Genomic DNA, 20,144 nt, shown 5'->3' on the forward strand with positions numbered 1-20,144 from the left:
CTCAAACCTTGCGTCGGCCCCCGAGAGCCGGGGCGCCTGTCCTCATCATGACCGCTACTTCCCGTTCCCTGCGACACCGCATCCTCCACGGCAGCCTGGTGGCACAGATTGCCATCGGTCTGGTGCTCGGCATCCTCCTGGCCGTGCTCTGGCCGGCTGGCGCCCTGGGCGTCGGCCTCCTGGGTGAACTCTTCGTGCAGGCCCTCAAGGCGGTCGCACCGCTGCTGGTCTTCGTGCTCGTGATCGCATCCATCGCCAACATGCAGCGCACGGGGCAAACCAGTGTCCGGCCGGTGTTCCTGCTTTACGTCGTCGGCATGCTGGCCGCCGCGCTGGTGGGCGTCACGCTGAGCTTTCTCTTTCCGTCCACACTCGTGCTGCGCGAATCGGCGAACGTCGCGCCGCCACAGAACGTGGTGGACGTGCTGCACGGCCTTGTGCTGAGCGCCGTGGACAACCCGGTCAGCGCCATTGCCAACGCCAATTTCATCGGCATCCTGGTCTGGGCGGTCGGCCTGGGCGTGTTGCTGCGCCATGCGTCGCCGACGACGCGCGCCGTGCTTCACGATGTCTCGCAGGGGGTCACCGGACTGGTGCGGCTTGTGGTGCGCCTCGCCCCCCTGGGCATCTTCGGACTGGTTGCCGCCACGCTGGCCGCCACGGGGCTGGAGACGTTGCTGACGTATGTGCACGTGCTGGGCGTATTGATCGCGGGCATGTTGATCGTGGCGCTGGTGGTGAATCCTGCCATTGCCTGGCTCGTGATGCGCCGCAACCCCTATCCCCTGGTGTTCACCTGCTTGCGTGAGAGTGGTGTCACGGCCTTCTTCACCCGGAGTTCGGCTGCCAACATCCCGGTCAATCTCGAGTTGTGCCGGCGCCTTGGCCTGAACAAGAACACTTATTCGGTATCGATCCCCATCGGCGCGACGGTGAACATGGCTGGTGCCGCCATCACGATCTCCGTGCTCACCCTCGCTGCCGCGAATACCCTGGGCGTGCAGGTGGACCTGCTCACGGCGCTCCTGCTGTGCGTCGTGTCCGTCGTGTGCGCCTGCGGCGTGTCAGGCGTGGCCGGTGGCTCGTTGCTGCTCATCCCGTTGGCCTGCAGTCTCTTCGGTATCCCCGCGGAGCAGGCCATGGAAGTCGTGGCCGTGGGCTTTGTCATCAGCGTGCTGCAGGATTCTGCCGAGACGGCGCTCAACTCGTCCACCGACGTCGTGTTCACGGCGGCCGTGCTCGACGCAGACGCTGACGCACCGGCGCCCCAATGAGCATCGCACGGGCTGCCCGCTGAGGCCTGACCCGCAGGCCTCAGCGGCGTGGCACCAGACCCAAACGTGCCGTCACCGCCGCGAGGATTGCTGGCAACACGGACCCGGCGGGCCCCTGCAGAGAGACATCTGCCACGGCATCGAGCGGCGTGGGTTCGGGATTGATCTGCACCACCAGCGCGCCATGCCGCGCCGCGACCTGCGGCAGTTCCGCGGCGGGATACACCAGGGCCGACGTGCCCACTGTCAAGAAGACGCCGCCCTGGGTTGCGAGCGCCATGGCATGCTCCCAGGCATCCGTGGGCAGGGATTCGCCAAACCACACCACGCCCGGCCGCACCGGCCCGCCGCAGCGGTGGCAGGCGGGGGGATCGAGCCGAGCGCCCCCCTCGGGCATGTCGACGGGCTCGTCGGCATGTGTCCAGGGCTGCGCACAGCGCCGGCAGCGGGCGGCATCGAGCCGGCCATGCAGGTGCACCACGGACGGATTGCCCGCCCGTTCATGCAGATCATCGACGTTCTGGGTGACCACGGTCACGCGCGGGAGCAGCCGCGCCAGGGTGGCAACGGCGCGATGCCCGGCATTGGGCCGGGCTTGCAGGATGCGCGCACGGCGCCACTCGTACCAGCCCCACACCAGGGACGGGTCGGCGTCGAACGCCGCCGGGGTGGCCAGCATGGCCGCGTCGTAGCGTTTCCAGAGCCCCGTGCCGGGCTGCCGGAAGGTGGCGATGCCGCTCTCGGCAGACACCCCCGCCCCCGTGAATACGACGATATTGCCGGCATGCACGAGACGATCGACCAGCATGGACGGCACGACGACCGGGTCGGCATCGGGGGGGGAAGCGGGGGGGAGCACAGACATGATGAGGGGGCCACGCAGGCGACGAGCAGGAGGCTGCCGCCAGTGCTGCCATGGTACGCGGATCGCGGGCAGCAGTGAAGCCTGTCAGTGGCGTTCCGTGCGGAACTGTAGCGCAGCGTCGGCGTCTCATCCCTCATGGCTCTGCTCTCCACCCGCCGCCGGCGATGCTTCGCCGGGTTTCTGGCCCTCCTCCTGCTCTCGACACTGGCTGGGCTGGTCTGGATCGACCGCTGGCAACGCGAGAAGATCTTCTCCATCGAACTCGGCGAACAGCGCTGGTGGCGCGAGGCGCCACCGGGCACGGAGGTGTTCGACATCGCACTGCCGGGCGGGGAATCCTTGCGCGCCTGGTATATCGGCCAGCCGCGCGCGGATGCGCCCGCCGTGCTGTACCTGCACGGCGCGCGCTGGAATCTGCACGGCACGGTGTTCCGGATGGAGCGATGGCACGAGCTGGGCTATTCGATCCTGGCGATCGATTACCGCGGCTTCGGCGCCTCGTCGCCTCGTCTGCCCTCGCAGGCGAGTGCCACCGCGGACGCCCAAGCCGCCCTCGCGGAACTCGCCCGCCGTCAGCCCGATCCGTCCCTGCGCTTCGTCTACGGCCACAGCCTGGGCGGCGCGGTGGCCGCGCAATTGGCGACCCAACAGGATGCCCCGCCCTTCGCCGGCCTGATCCTGGAATCCACCTTCACCAATGTGCGCGACATGATCGGCACGACGCGCTGGGACGAGATCCCCGGCCTGGGGTTGCTGGTGACCCAGCCCTTCGACTCCACCGCGGCGCTGGCCCGTCTGCATGTGCCCTTGCTCGTGCTGCATGGGACGGCCGACCGCGTGGTACCGGTGGACATGAGCGACGCGCTCATCAACGCTGCCGGTGGCGCGGGCGGGCTGCGCCGCCTGGCGCAGTTCGAGGGTGCCTCGCACTCGGGCGCCAGCCGCAGCGCAGGCTATGCCGAAGCGGTGCAGCAGTTCGTGCGGGATGCGCGGGCGCGTACGCCGGCAAGCCAGCCAGCCGCGCACGCGGGTAGGAGGCCGCCCTGCCAGGCCTGCCCGGCCGCGTCCGCGGGACGCCGGCCTCTAGCGCGCCCTGCATTCACCCGCGCGCCGGCACTCGGGCATAGCCCGCCCATGCCGAACCATTGCGCTCGCGCAGCGCCGCCCGCAGCAGCGTGAGAAAGCGCTCGGCCGCCGGCGCGAGCGAGCGGCCGTGCTGGGTGACCACCGAGACGTCGCGCGAGACCCGGGGCACCAACATCCGGATCACCAGGTCCGGATGGGCCGGCACGCTGGCATAGGCAGAGGGCAGGATCGCGGCGGCCTCCCCGCTGCGTGCGAGCCACAGCGCGGTCGACAGAAACGACACCTCGTTGACGACCTCCAGCGCCACGCCCGCCCGGCTCGCAGCCAGATCGACCAGCGGGCGCACGCCGTAGCCGGGCCGCCCCGCCACGACAGGGTGCCCCGCCAGATCCCGCCAGCGGACGGTGGCTCGCGCCGCCAGCGGATGGTCGTCGCGGCACACGAGACACAACACGTCGCGCACGAGGGGGGTCAGGTCCACTTCGCCGCCCGCGCGCTCGGGCGTGCCGATGCCGAAGTCCACGTGCCCGCCCACCACGCGCGACAGGAACTGGTCCGGCGCGCAATCATCGATCTGCACGCTCACGCCGGGATAGTCGGCCCGGAACCTCGGCAGCACCAGCGGGATCAGCATGCCGGCCAGCGTGGGCGTGATGGCCACGCTCACCCGCCCGCGCGTCAAGGCCGACAGCCCTGCCGCGCCGGCACCCAGCAGATCCACGTCCCGCAGGATGCGCTCGATCACCACAGCGGCCTCCTCGCCTGCGTCCGTGGGTTGCAGGGATCGCGTGGTCCGATCGAAGAGCCGCACGCCCAGGCCGTCCTCGAGCTGGCGCACCAGCACGCTCACTGTGGATTGCGTGACAAAGAGCTGCTCGGCCGCGGCGCGCAACTTGCGCAGCTGGTACACCGCGAGGAACGCGCGCATCTGACGCACACTGGGAACGAAACGGCGCATTCGAAAAACCCGAAGAATGGTCTGGAATAATTCAATTTACGCGTTCTCGGGCGTGCATTCCAATGCCTGCACAAGACATCGGAGACTGCGCAATGCCCAACCCCGCCGAACGCGGCTATCGCCGCATCGCCACTGAGGAAGCCTGGACCACGCCCGAGATCATGCAGCGCTACCAGCAGATGCTGGAGCGCGGTGATCATGGGGATCCGGGCTTCGCCAGCCTGTGGGGCTTCTTCGCGACCAGCCAGACGCCGCGCGCGCGTGACCTCTACGAACGCGTGCAGGATCTCGAAGCACGCCGCCTGGCCGACATGGATGCGACCGGCATCGACATGCAGCTCCTGATGCTCACGGCACCCGGCGTGCAGATGTTCGATCCGGACACGGCCTGCGCGCTGGCGGCATCGACCAACGACCAGCTCGCCGAGACCGTGCGCCGCCACCCCTCGCGCTTCGCGGGGCTCGCCGCCGTGGCGCCCCAGGCCCCGCAGGCCGCGGCAGCCGAGCTCGAGCGTGCGGTGACGCGGCTGGGCCTGAAGGGGGTGGTGATCAATTCGCACGTGAACGGCGAATACCTGGACGACGAAAAATTCTGGGACATCTTCGCCGCGGCCGAAGCCCTGGACGTGCCGGTATACATCCACCCGAACACGCCCTCGCCACAGATGATCGAGCCCTTCCTGTCGCGTTGCCTGGACGCGGCGATCTATGGCTTCGCCGCCGAGACCGGGCTGCACGTGCTGCGTCTCATCGTGGCCGGGGTCTTCGATCGCTTCCCGCGCCTGAAGATGGTGCTGGGCCACCTGGGTGAAGGCCTGCCGTACTGGCTGTATCGCGTGGATTTCATGCACGGCGGCATCGTGCGTGCGAACCGCAGCCCCGGCGTGAAGCCACTGCAACGCGCGCCCAGCGAGTACCTGCGCGAGAACTTCCACTACACCACGAGCGGCATGTGCTGGGAGCCTGCCATCACCTACGTGCAGCAGCTGATGGGACACGATCGCGTGATGTATGCGATGGACTATCCCTACCAGTTCGTGAAGGAAGAAGTCGACGCCATGGACGCCCTGCCCCTCACCCCAGCGCAGAAGCACGCGTTCTTCCAGGGCAATGCCGAGCGGGTCTTCAAGCTCTAGCGCAGCATCCCGTGACATCATGACCGATCCCGGCGCGCGGCCCACGGAACGCGCCCACAGACCGGGACGGACGAGGAGACACCATGTTCGACCGACGTCATGCGCTGCGCACGATCGGTGCGGCCACCCTGGCCGCCGTGTTGCCGCTGGCGGCATCCGCTGCCGCCTATCCGGATCGGGCCATTCGCCTGATCGTCACGTTCCCCGCGGGCGGCAGCAGCGATGCGGCCGCCCGCATCGTGGCGCCGCAGCTGGCAGAGCAGCTGGGCCAGCCGGTCATCGTGGAGAACCGGCCCGGTGCGGGCGGCGGCGTGGGCCTTGATGCCGCGGCCAAATCCCCGGCAGACGGCTACACGCTGGTGCTGGCATCAGCAGGCGGCCTCACGGCCAATCCGACGCTGTACCCCAACCTTGGCTATGCGCCGGAGCGCGACTTCGCGCCCATCACGCTCTTTGGCACGAGCCCGTTGGTGCTGGTGGCGAATCCGGCGCTTGCCGCCAATGATGCGGCGGGCGTGGCACGGCTCGCCAAGGCCGAACCGGATCGACTGTCCTACGGCTCCGGAGGCAACGGCACGGCCATGCACCTGTCGGGTGAACTCTTCAAATCCATGACGGGCAGCAAGATTCAGCACATCCCGTATCGCGGCAGCGCGCCGGCGGTGCTTGCCGCGATGTCGGGCGAAACCCAGCTTGCGATCGCGGACATCGCGAGCGTCAAGCAGCAGCTCACAGGCGGCAAGCTCAAGGCCATTGGCGTGCTGGGACCTCAGCGCAGCGCGCTCGCCCCGGAGATTCCCACGCTGGCCGAATCCGGCGTGCCAGGCTACGAGGCCGTGGGCTGGTTCGCGATCCTCGCGCCGGCAGGGACACCGGCGCCGGTGGTGGCCCGGCTGAACGAAGCCATCGTGGCTGTGCTGCAGCACCAGGAGACGCGTGAGCGCTTCGCCGCTGCCGGACTGGAGCCGTTGACGAGCACGCCTGACGCGCTGCGCGAGCTCATGCGATCGGAAACGCAGAAGTGGGCGAAAGTGATCCGCGACTCCGGTGCCAAGGTGGACTGACCGCGTCCAGGAGCGGCTGCCGGCCTGACGAGCACGGATATTGCTCTAGCGCGTGCCCGCGTTCGAATGACGCGCGATCCACGCTCAGGAGCCCAGATTTCCATGTCGTTGTCCCGATGGTCCGTAGCAGCTCGGCTGTATGCCGGTTTTGGCGTCATCCTGACGCTCTTGGTCGTAGTGGCGGGCATCTCCGTCGTCAAGGTCAGTGCGATCGACACGGCGCTGCGCGCCAATGCCGAGGTGCACACCGCAGTTCAACGCTACGCCATCAACTTTCGCGGCTCGGTACACGATCGCGCCATTGCGATCCGGGACGTCGTCCTGAGCGCATCGGCCGAGGAGCGGCGCCGCGAGCTCGCCAACATCCAGCAGCTTGCGCAGTTCTATGACCAGTCGCGTAAGCCGCTGGAAGCGCTGGTGTCGGCAGACAACGTGGAGCCGGAGCTCGCCAGGCGCTACGCGGCCATTCGTGACGTCGAGGCCCGCGCCTTGCCGGTCACGGCCGCGCTGATCGCGGCTGCGGACGAGGATACCGCCATTGCCCGCGAGCAGCTCTGGAGCGAGGCACGTCCGCTCTACGTGCAATGGCTTGCGGCCATCAACCAGCTCATCGATCTGAAGGAAGCCAACATCCAGGCGCAGAACCGGTTCGCCCTGCAGGAGGCAGGCGGATTCGTCCCGTTGATGCTCACTGCCCTCGCGCTCGCCCTGCTGCTCAGCGCCGTGGTGGCCTGGCGCGTCGCACGCAGCATCCGGGGCCAGCTTGGCGCCGAACCCACCGCGCTGGCGGCCGTCGCAGGCCGCGTGGCGGACGGCGATCTGAGCGTCGTCATCGACACACCCAACACCCGCCGCGAGAGCGTCCTGGCATCGCTCGGAGCCATGCAACGCCACTTGGCCACGGTGGTCGCTGACGTGCGCACCGCATCGGCGGCCATGGAATCTAACGCCGAAGATCTTGCCTCGGGCAACGCCGGCCTGCTGCAGCGGACTGAGGAACAGGCGAGCAGTCTGCAGCAGACGGCCGCCTCGATGCACCAGATGACACAATCCGTGCGCAACAACGCCGACGCCGCGCAAAAGGCCACGGAGCTTGCCACGGGTGCCAGCGCCGCAGCCGGACACGGCAGCGCCGTGGTGAACGACGTCGTTGCCACCATGGACGACATCCGGGACAGTTCGCGCCGCATCGCCGATATCATCGGTGTCATCGATTCGATCGCCTTCCAGACCAACATCCTGGCTCTCAACGCTGCCGTCGAAGCCGCGCGCGCGGGCGAGCAGGGTCGGGGCTTCGCGGTGGTGGCGGCCGAAGTCCGGGCGCTGGCCCAGCGCAGTGCGCAAGCCGCTCGTGAAATCAAGGCCCTGATCGAATCGAGCGTCGGCCGCGTGGAGGACGGCGCGCAACTGGCCAGCCGGGCGGGCGAAGCCATGACGGACATCACGTCGCAAGTGCAGCGCGTCTCCGATCTCATCGCCGAGATCAGCATGGCAACCCAGCAACAAAGCGCGAGCATCGATCAGGTCAGCAGCGCCATCCAGCACCTCGACCAGTTCACGCAACAGAATGCCGCCCTGGCCCAGCAAGGCGCGGCCTCGTCGGACGATCTGCGCCGTCAGGCCGGCTCACTGAGCGAAGCCATGAAGACGTTCAGGCTCGAGATGACGCCACAGGCCCCCGCGCTCCTGCCGGCGTGAGCCTGCGGCCTTCAGGTGGCGCCAAGGCCTACCAGCGCATCGCGGATCGGTGCGGCCGACGTGGGCCGCACCAGCCGCGACACTTCCTGGCCGTCGCGAAGAAACACGAGGGTGGGCCAGAGCCTGACTCGGTAGGCACGGCCCAGCGGCCTGCCCTTGCCGTCTTCGACCTTCCAGTGCGGCACGTGGGCGAAGTCGCCAAGCGCTTCCGCCAGGGGCGGCTGCGTGGCTTTGCAATGCGGACACCAGTCCACCCCGAACTCCAGCACGAGCGGACCTCGCACTGCAGCCACATCGACCGCGGCGGGTTCGACGGCAGGAAAGTCAGAGGTGTATGCCATGCGGTCTCCTAGGGGCGCAACTCACGCACCGCGCCCACGCGCCCTTCCGTGTCGACATCCTCCAGGCGCACCTTGAAGCCCCACAGGCGACCGATGTGTTTCATGACGGCATCGGTGTCTTCACTCGCGAGCGGCCGACCGCGCGACTTCTGGTGACGCAGGACGAGCGAGCGGTCCGACTCCCGGTGATAACGCCATACCTGGATATCGGGCACGAGGGCATCGCGATTGTGCTGCTCGGCGAGCAACGAACGAATGCGCCGGTAGCCATCGTCGTCGTGGATGGCGTCGATCTCGAGCTTGGAGCGTGCCTGGTGATCGGCCACGGCGAAGAACCGGAACTCGCGAATGAGGCGCGGCGACAGGAACTGCGCGATGAAGGACTCGTCCTTGAAGTTGCGCATGGCGAAGTCGAGCGTCTTCTGCCAATCGGAGCCTGCAATGTCGGGGAACCAGCGCCGATCCTCGTCCGTGGGGTTCTCGCAGATGCGGCGGATGTCCTGCATCATCGCGAAGCCCAGCGCATATGGGTTCATGCCGCGATAGCCACGATGATCGAACCCGGGCTGTGCCACGACACTCGTGTGGCTCTGCAGGAACTCCATCATGAACCCGTCGTCCACCAGCCCCTTCTCGTACATCCGGTTGAGCAGCGTGTAGTGCCAGAACGTGGCCCAGCCTTCGTTCATGACCTTGGTCTGCATCTGCGGATAGAAGTACTGCGCGAGCCGGCGCACGATGCGCACGATCTCCTTTTGCCACGGGGCGAGCGTGGGCGAATGCTTCTCGATGAAATAGAGCAGATTCTCTTCCGGCTCCGGCGGGAAGACTTCCGGCGCACGCGTGGCGGCCGCCGAGCCGTGCCCCACCGGCACCGTGCGCCACAGGTCGTTGTACTGCTGGCGCGCGAACTCCTCTCGGGCGGACTGGCGTGCTGCCTCCTCGCGCAGCGAGATGCGGCGCGGCCGCGTGTAGCGATCCACGCCGTGGGACATGAGCGCGTGGCAGGAATCCAGGACCGCCTCGACCTCACCGATGCCGTAGCGCTCCTCGCAACTCATGATGTAGTTGCGCGCGAACACCAGGTAGTCGAGGATGCCGTCCGCATCCGTCCACTGCCGAAAGAGGTAGTTGCCCTTGAAGAAGGAATTGTGGCCGTAGCACGCATGCGCGATCACCAGGGCCTGCATGGCCATGGTGTTCTCCTCCATCAGGTAGGAGATGCACGGATTCGAATTGATGACGATCTCGTAGGCAAGGCCTTGCATGCCCGAGCGATACGACTGCTCGTTGCGGATGAACTCCTTGCCGTAGGACCAGTGGGGGTAACCGATGGGCAGACCCGAGGACGCATAGGCATCGAGCATCTGCTCGGACGTGATGATCTCGATCTGGTTCGGGTAGGTATCCAGACGGAATTCATCGGCCGCGAGGCGCGAGATCGCCTCGTCGTATTGCTGGACGAGCTCGAAGGTCCATTCCGAGCCCGTGGAAATGGGCTGGCGCGCCGAGGAAGGGGCCAGGGCCGACGCGCGGGATTCGATCGCATTCATGCCGTTTCCTTCTTGAACAGATCGCGAAAGACGGGGTAGATCTCGCTGCGCTCGCGCACGCGCCGCATGGCGAAATGTTCGGCCGTCTCGCGTTCGTACTCCACCCACAAGCTGCTGCGCCGGGTCTCGTCGGGCTCGACCACTTCGATGTAGGCGAAGTAGCGGGTCAGAGGCAGCAGCTTCTCGGACAGGTAGCGCGCGCTGCGCCCGGCATCCGCACCAAACGCATCACCATCGGTGGCCTGCGCCGCGTAGATGTTCCAGCTCGAGGACGGGTACCGATCGGCCACGATCTCGTGCATGAGCTCGAGCGCGGAGAGCACCACCGTACCCCCACTCTTGGGATCATGAAAGAACGTATCCTCGTCGACCTCCTCGGCGTCTTCGGTATGCCGGATGAAGACGAGGTCGACCTGCTCGTAGTTGCGCGTGAGGAACAGGTACAGGAGCGTGAAGAAACGCTTGGCCAGATCCTTCTTGTTCTCGTCCATGGAGCCGGACACATCCATGAGGCAGAACATGACGGCGCGGGCCACGGGCGCGGGCTCGGCGACCCGGTGCCGATAGCGCAGATCGAGGTCGTCCAGGAAGGGCACATGGCCCAGCCGGGCGCGGCAGGCGTCGATCTCGGCATCGAGTTCAGCAAGCTCCTCGTCCGACGCCCCCCGCGCCTGCGCATCCTCGTAGGCGGTCTGGGCGCGGGCCAGCTCGCCGTTGCCGCCAGCACCCAGCGCGATGCGACGCGACAACGAGGTCTGCAACGTGCGACGCACGCTCAGCATGGAGGGCGCACCGGTGGTGGTATACCCCGCCCGACGCAGCTTGGTGTGCTTGGTATCGCCCAGCTGATTGCGCACCAGGTTGGGCAGGGCCAAGTCCTCGAAGAAGAGCTCAAGGAACTCGGCGCGCGAGAGCGTGAAGGTGAACTGATCCACCGCATCGCCTTCGCCCTGCCCGCCCGGCTTGCCACCGCCCCCGCCGCGCGGCCGGTCGATGGTGTCGCCGCGCGCGAACTCCTTGTTGCCCGGATGGACCATCTCGCGATCCCCGCCCTGCCCATGCCGGAACGTGGGCTCAGAGATGTCACGGGTAGGCAGGTTCACGTCCCCACCCTGGTCCATGTCGGTGATCGACCGCTCGTCCACCATCCCGCGGACAGCCTTGCGGATCTGCTCCTTGTAGCGCCGGATGAAGCGCGAGCGATTGACGGCGCTTTTGTTGCGCCCGTTCAGACGACGATCGATAAGCGAGTTCATGTGCTGCTTCTCACGAGGATTTACGCACCCTCAAGTACCATTCGCAGAGCAGGCGGACCTGCTTCTCGGTGTAGCCCTTCTCCACCATGCGCGCGACGAAGCTCTCGTGCTTGTTGCGGTCCTCGGCCGAGGCCTTGGCGTTGAAGGAGATCACCGGGAGCAGCTCTTCGGTGTTCGAGAACATCTTCTTCTCGATCACCTCGCGCAGCTTCTCGTAGCTCGTCCAGCGCGGGTTGTCGCCGCCGCTGCCGGCGCGTGCGCGCAGGACGAAGTTCACGATCTCGTTGCGAAAATCCTTGGGGTTGACGATGCCCGCCGGCTTCTCGATCTTCTCGAGCTCGGCGTTGAGCGAAGCGCGGTCGAAGCTCTCGCCAGTTTCCGGGTCGCGGAACTCCTCGTCCTGGATCCAGCAGTCCGCATACGTCACATAGCGGTCGAAGATGTTCTGACCATACTCCGCATAGGACTCCAGATACGCCGTCTGGATCTCCTTGCCGATGAACTCCGCGTAGCGCGGGGCGAGATAGCCCTTGATGAACTCGGTGTAGCGCCGGCGCGTGTCGTCCGGGAAATCCTCCCGGCCGATGCGCTGGTCGAGCACGTACATCAGGTGGACCGGGTTGGCGGCCACTTCCGTCTGGTCGTAGTTGAAGACGCTCGAGAGCACCTTGAACGCGAAGCGAGTGGACACCCCGGTCATGCCTTCGTCGGTGCCAGCGTAGTCCTTGTACTCCTGCAGCGCCTTGGCCTTGGGATCGATGTCCTTCAGACTTTCGCCATCGTAGATGCGCATCTTGGAATACAGGCTGGAGTTCTCCGGCTCCTTCAGGCGCGTGAGCACCGAGAATTGCGCCAACATTTCCAGGGTGTGTGGGGCGCACGGCGCCGCCGAGAGAGAGCTGTGCTGCAGCAGCTTCTCGTAGATGCGGATCTCTTCGGATACCTGCAGGCAATACGGCACCTTCACGACATAGATCCGGTCGAGGAAGGCTTCGTTGTGCTTGTTGTTGCGGAAGGACTGCCACTCGGATTCATTCGAGTGCGCGAGGATCACCCCCGTGAACGGTATCGCGGAGAAGCCTTCGGTGCCCTTGAAGTTGCCCTCCTGCGTCGCGGTGAGCAACGGGTGCAGCATCTTGATGGGCGCCTTGAACATCTCGACGAACTCCAGCAGGCCCTGGTTGGCCAGGCACAGCCCGCCCGAGTAGCTGTAGGCGTCCGGGTCGTCCTGCGCGAAGCGATCGAGCTTGCGGATATCGACCTTGCCCACGAGCGAGGAAATGTCCTGGTTGTTCTCGTCGCCCGGCTCGGTCTTGGCGATCGCAACCTGGCGCAGGACGGACGGGTTCAGGCGCACGACGCGGAACTTGGAAATGTCCCCATCGAATTCCTTCAATCGCTTGATGGCCCACGGCGACATGATGCCGTTGAGATAGCGACGCGGGATGCCGTATTCGGATTCCAGCGTGTCCCCAAAGCGGTCCGGATGAAAGAGACTCAACGGCGATTCGTTGACGGGCGAGCCCTTCAACGCATAGATGGGATAGGTCTCCATCAGCACCTTGAGCCGCTCGGCAATGGAGGATTTGCCTCCGCCCACGGGCCCCAGCAGATACAGGATCTGCTTGCGTTCTTCCAGCCCTTGGGCCGCGTGCTTGAAGAAGGCAACGATCTGGCCTATCGCATCCTCCATCCCGTAGAACTCGTGAAACGCGGGATATCGCTTGATGATGCGATTACCGAACAGGCGCGACAAGCGGGAATCATTGCGCGTGTCCACCACCTCGGGCTCGCCGATCGCCGCGAGCATGCGCTCGGCGGCAGAGGCATAGACCATCGGATCACGCTTGGCGAGGGCCAGGTATTCCTCGAGCGAGAGCTCGGATTCCTGGGTTCGCGCGTACTGCGCCTTGAAGCCTTCGAAGATAGTCGACACAGCCAATCCTCCATCAGCAACGTGCGGTACTGCAAAGGAACCGAAGAGACCCCATGAGCCCTTCTGCGCAAATTCCGGGCCGCACCAACACAGTTCCTATTCTGGTCTGATTCCCGCAGTGATGCCAGAGTTCCGAACGGTCTAGTGCGAACGACGGCCCGCGTGTTGCGGTACCGCAACCGGGGGCTGCAAGCCGTTGAATGTGCGAGGGATTTTGTGGGGACAGCGCGGCGAAAAAAAACGCGGCAGGCGCAGCGGACAAGGTCCGCTCCATCGATGGCGACACGGACCTCACGCCAACACCGCGGGCTGTGTTGGCACGCTGCCGGTGCGAGGCAACCGTCGTGGTGCACGGTTGCGCACCGGCGTGGACATCGGCATGCGCACTGAGGCAATTCATCCTGTCTTCCCCGGGATGTGGCCCGGCGCCCGACAGGCGGGCGTGTGTTCTCAGCATACGCCTGCTGACGGGCATCGCGAAAGTCCCTTTGCAGGCATAAGCGCATGACGCGTGACAGGGGTCGCGGTGCCGTGAGCGCCGAGACGCGTTCAGCCCAGTTCGTCCTTGGCGAGCGGCGGCAAGCCGTGTCGGGCTCGCGCCTGATCGCAACGCGGATCGCCCGCCTCGAACTCGCGACAGGGCGACGGGCGCTGCGCGTAGATCTGGCAGCCCACTGACACGCCGATCTCGCCCACGAGCACCTCGCAACGCGGCTTGCGCTGCTCGGTGCCACGCATGGCGACGTGGTGAAAGGTCAGGGGAACGGTGAGACCGGCGGGCACGATGCCCTCCGGGTGCATATCCGTCTCGGCCCAATAGAACGAGACACGGAAGTTGGCACAACAGGCGCCGCAACGGATGCACGGCTGGCTCATGGGATTGCGCTCGGGTGAGAACCGCCCTGCAGGACGGCGGACGGCGATCATACTGCGGCGCCTGCTGCATGGGCAGGCCACGTCGCCCCCGGTGGCGCGCACGCCACACTCGCGCCCGATGCGAAACGCTCGTGCGGTGAAAACGCCAGCCAGACGATCCCATGGGCATGGCCCGCCCCTCTTCGATGCAACGGCACGCGGCAAGCGCCTGGCCCACGCGGTTGACCCCCGCGGGTTAGCCGTCCATACTCTCAGATACGTTCTCCCCCTCCTTCTGGATGCGCCGCATGTTCGTTCCGGTCACCGTGATGCCGCAGTCTCACCCTATGGGGTGGGCGCGCGCGTGCGCGGGTCCGGCGCGCGCGGCGCAGGCCGGCGCCCTTCCCGGGGCGCCGCGCACCGTGCAGCGCGTGCTCTGCAAAGACCTGGCCTGCCTTGGCCAGGCTCGGCGAGCGCACTGACGGCACCGGCCAGGCCGGCCCCGCTCCCGAGCCCCTCTCTCCTCGCACTCCCTACCCGCCGCGCCTGGCCGTGCGGGCGAACGCATCTGTCCATCCTATCGCGATGGCATCCGAGGTCATCATGACTACCCAGCGTATCCTCACGCGCAGCGACGCCCTGCGCATTCGCAACCTGGCCGAGCGCATGCCCGAGCTGCCCCATGGCGACGAGATCGCCGACACCTTGCTGGACCTAGTGGCACAGGCGCGCGTCATCGACGACGAGGCCAGCACCAGCCATGTGGGGCTCGGCAGTGTCGTGTCGTATGAAGTACAGGGCACGGCGGGCGTGCAGACGGTGACGGTGGTCGCCCCCGACGAGGCGGACGCACGCGCCGGCCGGATCTCGATCTTCACGCCCGTCGGACTGGCCCTGCTCGGGCTGCCCGAGGGTGGCGCAGGCCTGTTGCGCCTGCCGAATGGCCACGAGCGCGCCGTGCGCGTGCAGACGGCCCAGCCAGGGCTGCTGCCGGCAGCATGAGTGCGCGGCAGGGGCCGGTGTCTTGCGCAGGCATCGGCTCGCTCGGACGCCTGCCGAGTGACGCGCCGGCGCCGCTGCCGGCGCGTGACTACTGCTTCAGACGGAAGCGCTGCAGCTTGCCGGTTTCGGTGCGCGGCAGCGCGTCGACGAACTCGACCGCACGCGGGTACTTGTAGGGCGCCGCCGTCTGCTTCACGTGATCCTGCAGGGCCTTGACCATGGCGGCGTCGCGCGCATGACCGGGACGCAGCACCACGAAAGCCTTGACGAGCTGACCGCGCTCCTCGTCCGTCACGCCGACCACACCACACTCGGCCACGGCCGGATGCAGCATCAGGACATCCTCCACTTCGGGCGACGCGATGTTGTAGCCGCCGGAGATGATCATGTCATCCGTGCGCGACTGGTAGTGATAGAAGCCATCCTCGTCCACGAGGTAGGCATCGCCCGTCAAGTTCCAGCCGCCTTTCACGTACGTGGCCTGACGCGCATCATCCAGATAGCGGCAACCCGTCGGGCCCTTGACGGCGAGCTTGCCCACCTGACCCGGAGGCAGCGGGCGGCCCTCGTCGTCCATCACACACGCCTGGTAGCCGGGCACCGGCTTGCCGGTGGCACCCGCGCGGCCTCGGATTCGTCCGCAGAGATGAAGATGTGCAGCATCTCGGTGGAGCCGATGCCATCGATGAGCTCGATGCCCGTGGCTTCGCGCCAGAGCGCGCGCGTGGCAGCCGGCAGCGCCTCACCCGCCGACACGCACTGGCGCAACGTGCCGCTGCGCAGCGCTGCGCCGTGCGCGGCCATGGCACGATAAGCGGTGGGCGCCGTGAAGAGGGTGGTCGCGCCGTAGGCCGCGATCGCGTCGACGAGCTGCTGCGGTCCGCACTTGGCCAGCAGCACGGTGGAGGCACCCACGCTCATCGGAAAGAGCAGCAGACCGCCCAAGCCGAAGGTGAAGGCCATGGGCGGGCTGCCGATGAAGACGTCATCCGGCTTGGGACGCAGCACGTGGCGCGGCCAGCAGGCGCAGATGGCCATCACGTCGCGGTGATTGTGCATGGTGGCCTTGGGCACCCCGGTCGTGCCGGACGTGAAGGCGAGGATGCAGGTGTCGGTGGCCGCCGTCGGCACGTTGGTGAACGTGTCGGGCTGGCGCGCCATGCGGGCCTCCAGGCCGTCGTCGCCGGCGTCGTTGAAGTACACGACCTGACGCACCACGTCGGTCTGGGCGAGCGCGCCTTCGCACTCAGCAGCGAGATCGCGATCGCACAGGGCATGGCTCACGCGCGCTTTCTCGATGATCGGCACCAGCTCCTTGGCACGCAGCAGCGGCATGGTCGCCACCGCGATGCCACCCGCCTTGATGACGCCGAACCAGACCGCCGCCATCATCGGCGTGTTCGGCGCCCGCAGCAGCACACGGTTGCCCGGCACGAGGCCCAGTTCCGAGACCAGCACGTTGGCGATCTGGTTGGCACGCGCGAGCAGATCGGCGTATGTCCAGCGCACGCCCTCGCCCTGGATGCACAGTCGCGCGCCCTCGCCTGCGGAAACGCGGGCATCGAGGAGCGCCTCGGCGCAGTTCAACTGGGCCGGGAACTGAAGCTCAGGCAGATCGAAGCGGTACTCGGGCTGCGCCTCGGGCGGCGGCAGGTTGTCGTTGGCAAAGGTGTCGATGTGAGCGCTGACCATGTCCTGACCTCGATGAGCGGGGAATCGGCAGCTCATCCGAGCCGCACGATCGACGTGTACGTTATTTCTAAATAATTTAGATGTCAATTATCGGAACCCACTACCAGCGGTTCGGATAGCCTCAGACAGCCGTGGGAATCAGTGTGCGTGCACCCGCGCGGCAGCGCAATCCGCGGGGCGCAATCCGAATCTGGCAGGCGCGTCAGCGGCCTGGCGCATCGCACGGCCTGAGCGGGATCTGCGGCAGGCGCAGCGCGGCCTGCAGGCGTGCAGCAAGGGCCTCACCATCGAGCTGGTTGCTCAGCCCCCCGGAGATCTGGAGGTGACCCTGCTCGATCGGCGCACGCACGGTGGGTTTGACCAGGATCTGCTCGCCCAGGCGTACCGCCAGCGTCTTGCCGATGTGCTTACCGGTCAGATCGGCCAGCTGGCGCGTGCCCTCCGGGCTGAACGCCATGTTCACGACGGTCTGCCCCGTATGGCACTCGACGACGGCCTGGACGCGACGAACGTCGTCCGGCCCGACCGTCCACGGTCCGATCTGAAGTGTCTCGATGGATTGGGCGGCAGCAACCGTCGACAGGGCGGCCAGGCAGACGGTGACGCAGGAACGCAGAACTGACATGAGGACTCTCCGGCAACGGGCGCGCGGCACCCGGAATTCACGAGCGCGTCGGCCCGCGGGCCGACGACAAGGAACCTCGACGATACCGGTTTCACGTCACAGGCGCGGCGAACCGGCGCGGCACGCGGGTTGCGCAAGGCAAGACCGTTCCCCCACAGGAGACGTTCATGACATCCCAGCCAGACACGGATCCCCAGAAGCGCGACGTCGCCGGCACGCAAAGCGGAGCGCCGACGCAGGACGTGGGCGGCAGCGGCCGTCCGGCAGGTGATAACCGGCCCGACGCCGCCTCTCGCGAAGCCCCGATGGACGGCACGGGCGCACGGCCCGGGGGCGCGCATCCGGGCGGCAGCCCCGGCGCACCCGAAGGCGGCAACGGCAATCCCACGACGGGCGGCCAATCCGGCGCAGCCCAACCACGCGGCGATGAACCCGCGAAACCCTGAACGCTCGACCCGGAGGCCCTATGGCTACCCAGACCCCCATGCCGGAAGACGGCGATCGTCCCGACGGCCCCATGCCCGAAGAAGCGGATGAGCAGACGCCAACGCAGGAACCGGCAAAACCTGCTCGTCCCATCGTGGATCACCCGGAGGAGCAGAATTCGGGTTAAGCCCGCCGAACGCAAAAAAGCCCGCGCGAAGCGGGCTTTTTCCTATCTTCTGGTGGGCCCCCTGGGAGTCGAACCCAGCACCAACGGATTATGAGTCCGCTGCTCTAACCAAGCATGAGCTAGAGGCCCTCGCCCGATGGCGGGACCGCGCATTGTATCCGCTTCCGGCGCGCCGCTGCCCGCCAGCGCATGCGCTCGGCGCACTCGACGTCAGTCGTGGCGCCACCCCAACGCTTGCCCCACACTGGCGGCGGCCTCGCGCACGGCCTGGGCGATGGCCCCATCCGGGTCGGGATCGAATCCGCCGGATGCGCCAAGCGCCGTCATCACGGCCACCACGCGGCCGGTGTAATCGAACACCGGTGCCGCGACCGCACTGATGCCGGGCAGGTTGGTATCGCGCACGGTCGCGCAGCCGCGCTCGCGTACTTCCTGGCGCAAGGCCTGCAAGGGGTCACGTTTGTGCAGCAACGCGCGCGCGCGGGAGAGACGTCGGCGAGCTCGGCCTGCGCCAGCGCTGTGATGCGGGCATCGTCCTGTGCACCCAGGAAGGCACGGCCCGTGGCGGACCACAGCAGCGACAGGACGGAGCCTGCGCGCACATTCACGGTGACCGGCAGCCCGGGCTCTTCGAAACGCACGATCGTGGGCCCGAGATTGCCCATCACCGCCAGGAAGCAGGTGACGCCCAGTTGCTCGCGTAAACGCTGCAGCGCCGGCTCGGCCGCCCGGATGGGCTCGACTTGGCGCATTGCCGCCAAGCCGATGTCGATGGCGGCCGGGCCCAACGCATATTGCTGCGAAGCCGCGTCCTGCGTGACGAAGCCCGCTTCCATCAGGCTCACCAGATACCGATGCACCTTGGCCGGACTTTCGTCGACGCGCTGGGCAAGCACGGTCAGGCTGGCACGTCCGCCCAGCGCGGCAAGACCCTTCAGCACGTTCACCCCCGTCTCGGCCGCCTGCACGCGCTGGCGGCGTTCGCGCGGCGCGCCACGGAGGATACCTCTGAGGTGATGTCGGTCATGGTGGTCAGGACGGCTGCAACGGGGCTCATTCTACGAGGGCCGATGCCCCCGTATCGCCTTCGGGAAATCCCGGATTCTCGATTACGCAATGCGTATTATATTTACGCAAATTGCGCGTGATGACGCAATCCTCAACCGGGTGGAGATGTTCATGAAACGACTGCTTTCCTGTGGCCTGATGGCGCTGGCAACCCTGACGGCGGGTCAGGCTGTGGCGGCGGAATACCCCAACAAGCCGATCCGCTGGATCGTGCCCTACGCCGCCGGCGGTGGCTCGGACTTCCTCGCTCGCACCATCAGCCAGGCGCTTGGCCGCGAAACCGGCCAGACCATCCTGGTGGACAACAAGCCGGGCGGGAACACGGCCATCGGTGCCGCCGAGACCGCGCGCGCGCCGGGCGATGGCTACACGGTGCTGTCGGCCGACAACGGCACGCTGGTCTTCAACCCGGCGCTCTACAGCCAGCTCACCTACGATCCGGCCCAGCTCGCGCCGGTCTCCCTGATGGGCCGCTTTCCGATGATCCTGGTGGTGGGCCCCAACAGCACGGCCAAGGACGCCAAGGACTTCATCGCACAGGCCAAGGCGGCCGGCGACAAGCTCAGCTATGGCTCGGCTGGTGCCGGCAGTCCGCATCACCTGGCAATGGAGCTGCTCAACAAGGAAGCGGGCCTGAAGCAGGTGCACGTGCCCTATCGCGGCGCAGCCCCGGCGCTGACGGACGTGGCCGGTGGCCAGATCCCCGCCATGATGGTGGATCTCGCCGCGGGCGCGGGCTTCATCAAGGGCGGCAAGGTGCGCCCGCTGGCCGTTGCCAATGACAAGCGCCTGCCCCAGCTGCCGGATGTGCCCACCTTTGCCGAGCTCGGCCTGGGCAAGATCGAAGCCGCGGCGCTGGTTGGCATGGTCGTCCCGGCCAGCACGCCGGCCGACGTCATCGCCACGCTGAACCAGAAGGTGGTGGCCTCGATCCGCGACAAGGACGTGAACCAGCGCATGGTGGAGTTCGGCGTCGAGCCCGTGGGCAGCACGGCTGCCGAGTACCGCGAACTCCTCGCGAGCGAGAACGCGCGCTGGCAGCCGCTGATCCGCGATCTGGGCATCAAGCTCGATTGAGGCTTCAAGGTGTGCGGACCCGTCTCGCATGCCTCGTCTAATCAC

At 67.0% G+C, this 20,144-nt stretch carries 17 protein-coding genes, 1 tRNA gene and 2 pseudogenes; 9 read left to right on the forward strand and 11 right to left on the reverse strand.

Features of this window, described 5'->3' with window-relative positions; translation table 11 throughout:
* Positions 1-47 precede the first annotated feature (47 nt).
* A complete protein-coding gene (sstT, locus tag IMZ29_RS05930) occupies positions 48-1,274 on the forward strand; it encodes a serine/threonine transporter SstT (RefSeq protein ID WP_216181541.1) in 1,227 nt (408 codons plus the stop codon).
* Positions 1,275-1,314: 40 nt separating this feature from the next.
* On the opposite strand, the gene IMZ29_RS05935 is transcribed toward sstT, so the two are convergent.
* Positions 1,315-2,139 (reverse strand): SIR2 family NAD-dependent protein deacylase, encoded by an 825-nt coding sequence (locus tag IMZ29_RS05935; RefSeq protein WP_216181544.1) that lies wholly within the window; start codon positions 2,137-2,139, stop codon positions 1,315-1,317.
* A gap of 135 nt (positions 2,140-2,274) precedes the next feature.
* Between IMZ29_RS05935 and IMZ29_RS05940 the strand changes: the two genes are divergently transcribed.
* A complete protein-coding gene (locus IMZ29_RS05940) occupies positions 2,275-3,318 on the forward strand; it encodes an alpha/beta hydrolase (RefSeq protein ID WP_216181547.1) in 1,044 nt (347 codons plus the stop codon).
* Here IMZ29_RS05940 and IMZ29_RS05945 read toward each other — a convergent pair.
* Positions 3,239-4,183: a LysR family transcriptional regulator gene (locus IMZ29_RS05945; RefSeq protein ID WP_216181549.1), complete on the reverse strand. Its 945-nt coding sequence runs from the start codon at positions 4,181-4,183 to the stop codon at positions 3,239-3,241. The two genes, IMZ29_RS05940 and IMZ29_RS05945, sit on opposite strands and share 80 nt — an antisense overlap.
* A gap of 92 nt (positions 4,184-4,275) precedes the next feature.
* On the opposite strand from IMZ29_RS05945, the gene IMZ29_RS05950 reads away from it, so the two are divergent.
* The 3 genes from IMZ29_RS05950 (at position 4,276) to IMZ29_RS05960 (ending at position 8,081) form a co-directional block, all read left to right on the forward strand.
* Positions 4,276-5,319 carry an amidohydrolase family protein gene (locus tag IMZ29_RS05950; protein ID WP_216181552.1) on the forward strand — a complete coding sequence of 348 codons (1,044 nt, stop codon included), beginning with the start codon at positions 4,276-4,278 and terminating at the stop codon, positions 5,317-5,319.
* Positions 5,320-5,402: 83 nt separating this feature from the next.
* Positions 5,403-6,383 (forward strand): Bug family tripartite tricarboxylate transporter substrate binding protein, encoded by a 981-nt coding sequence (locus tag IMZ29_RS05955; RefSeq protein ID WP_216181555.1) that lies wholly within the window; start codon positions 5,403-5,405, stop codon positions 6,381-6,383.
* Between the two features lie 102 nt (positions 6,384-6,485).
* The gene (locus IMZ29_RS05960; protein ID WP_216181559.1) at positions 6,486-8,081 is read left to right on the forward strand and encodes a methyl-accepting chemotaxis protein; all 1,596 of its coding nucleotides are present in this window, start codon (positions 6,486-6,488) and stop codon (positions 8,079-8,081) included.
* An 11-nt stretch (positions 8,082-8,092) separates the two neighbouring features.
* Here the strand turns inward: IMZ29_RS05960 and IMZ29_RS05965 are convergent, their stop codons facing one another.
* The 5 genes from IMZ29_RS05965 to IMZ29_RS05985 all read right to left on the reverse strand — a co-directional run bounded on the left by IMZ29_RS05965 (position 8,093) and on the right by IMZ29_RS05985 (position 14,094).
* Positions 8,093-8,422: a thioredoxin family protein gene (locus IMZ29_RS05965; protein WP_216181562.1), complete on the reverse strand. Its 330-nt coding sequence runs from the start codon at positions 8,420-8,422 to the stop codon at positions 8,093-8,095.
* 8 nt (positions 8,423-8,430) lie between these two features.
* A complete protein-coding gene (locus IMZ29_RS05970) occupies positions 8,431-9,975 on the reverse strand; it encodes a SpoVR family protein (RefSeq protein ID WP_216181564.1) in 1,545 nt (514 codons plus the stop codon).
* Complete coding sequence (locus IMZ29_RS05975) at positions 9,972-11,231, reverse strand: YeaH/YhbH family protein (RefSeq protein ID WP_216181568.1); 1,260 nt, start codon at positions 11,229-11,231, stop codon at positions 9,972-9,974. The genes IMZ29_RS05970 and IMZ29_RS05975 overlap by 4 nt, the downstream gene beginning before the upstream one ends.
* Before the next feature lie 10 nt (positions 11,232-11,241).
* On the reverse strand, positions 11,242-13,167 hold the full coding sequence (locus tag IMZ29_RS05980) for a PrkA family serine protein kinase (protein ID WP_216181571.1): 1,926 nt from the start codon (positions 13,165-13,167) through the stop codon (positions 11,242-11,244).
* A gap of 549 nt (positions 13,168-13,716) precedes the next feature.
* The gene (locus IMZ29_RS05985; RefSeq protein WP_253206887.1) at positions 13,717-14,094 is read right to left on the reverse strand and encodes a YkgJ family cysteine cluster protein; all 378 of its coding nucleotides are present in this window, start codon (positions 14,092-14,094) and stop codon (positions 13,717-13,719) included.
* Positions 14,095-14,625: 531 nt separating this feature from the next.
* On the opposite strand from IMZ29_RS05985, the gene IMZ29_RS05990 reads away from it, so the two are divergent.
* Positions 14,626-15,024, forward strand: a complete 399-nt coding sequence (locus IMZ29_RS05990) for a GreA/GreB family elongation factor (RefSeq protein ID WP_216181574.1) — start codon at positions 14,626-14,628, stop codon at positions 15,022-15,024.
* A gap of 88 nt (positions 15,025-15,112) precedes the next feature.
* Here the strand turns inward: IMZ29_RS05990 and IMZ29_RS05995 are convergent.
* Both IMZ29_RS05995 and IMZ29_RS06000 read right to left on the reverse strand, forming a co-directional pair.
* Positions 15,113-16,716, reverse strand: a pseudogene (locus tag IMZ29_RS05995) (benzoate-CoA ligase family protein).
* A gap of 202 nt (positions 16,717-16,918) precedes the next feature.
* The gene (locus IMZ29_RS06000; protein WP_216181577.1) at positions 16,919-17,341 is read right to left on the reverse strand and encodes a SecDF P1 head subdomain-containing protein; all 423 of its coding nucleotides are present in this window, start codon (positions 17,339-17,341) and stop codon (positions 16,919-16,921) included.
* A 167-nt stretch (positions 17,342-17,508) separates the two neighbouring features.
* Between IMZ29_RS06000 and IMZ29_RS06005 the strand changes: the two genes are divergently transcribed.
* Together IMZ29_RS06005 and IMZ29_RS06010 are read left to right on the forward strand one after the other, a co-directional pair.
* Positions 17,509-17,787: a hypothetical protein gene (locus IMZ29_RS06005; RefSeq protein WP_216181580.1), complete on the forward strand. Its 279-nt coding sequence runs from the start codon at positions 17,509-17,511 to the stop codon at positions 17,785-17,787.
* Between the two features lie 20 nt (positions 17,788-17,807).
* Entirely contained in the window at positions 17,808-17,954 is a 147-nt protein-coding gene (locus tag IMZ29_RS06010) for a hypothetical protein (RefSeq protein ID WP_216181582.1), read from the forward strand.
* Between the two features lie 50 nt (positions 17,955-18,004).
* Here the strand turns inward: IMZ29_RS06010 and IMZ29_RS06015 are convergent.
* Positions 18,005-18,083: transfer RNA gene (locus IMZ29_RS06015), tRNA-Ile, on the reverse strand.
* A gap of 81 nt (positions 18,084-18,164) precedes the next feature.
* Positions 18,165-18,958 (reverse strand): annotated as a pseudogene (locus tag IMZ29_RS06020) (IclR family transcriptional regulator).
* A 175-nt stretch (positions 18,959-19,133) separates the two neighbouring features.
* On the opposite strand from IMZ29_RS06020, the gene IMZ29_RS06025 reads away from it, so the two are divergent.
* Positions 19,134-20,099, forward strand: a complete 966-nt coding sequence (locus IMZ29_RS06025; protein ID WP_216181584.1) for a Bug family tripartite tricarboxylate transporter substrate binding protein — start codon at positions 19,134-19,136, stop codon at positions 20,097-20,099.
* Positions 20,100-20,144 lie beyond the last annotated feature (45 nt).

It is taken from the genome of Verticiella alkaliphila (assembly GCF_018904615.1).
In the GTDB taxonomy this organism is placed as follows: domain Bacteria; phylum Pseudomonadota; class Gammaproteobacteria; order Burkholderiales; family Burkholderiaceae_B; genus Verticiella; species Verticiella alkaliphila.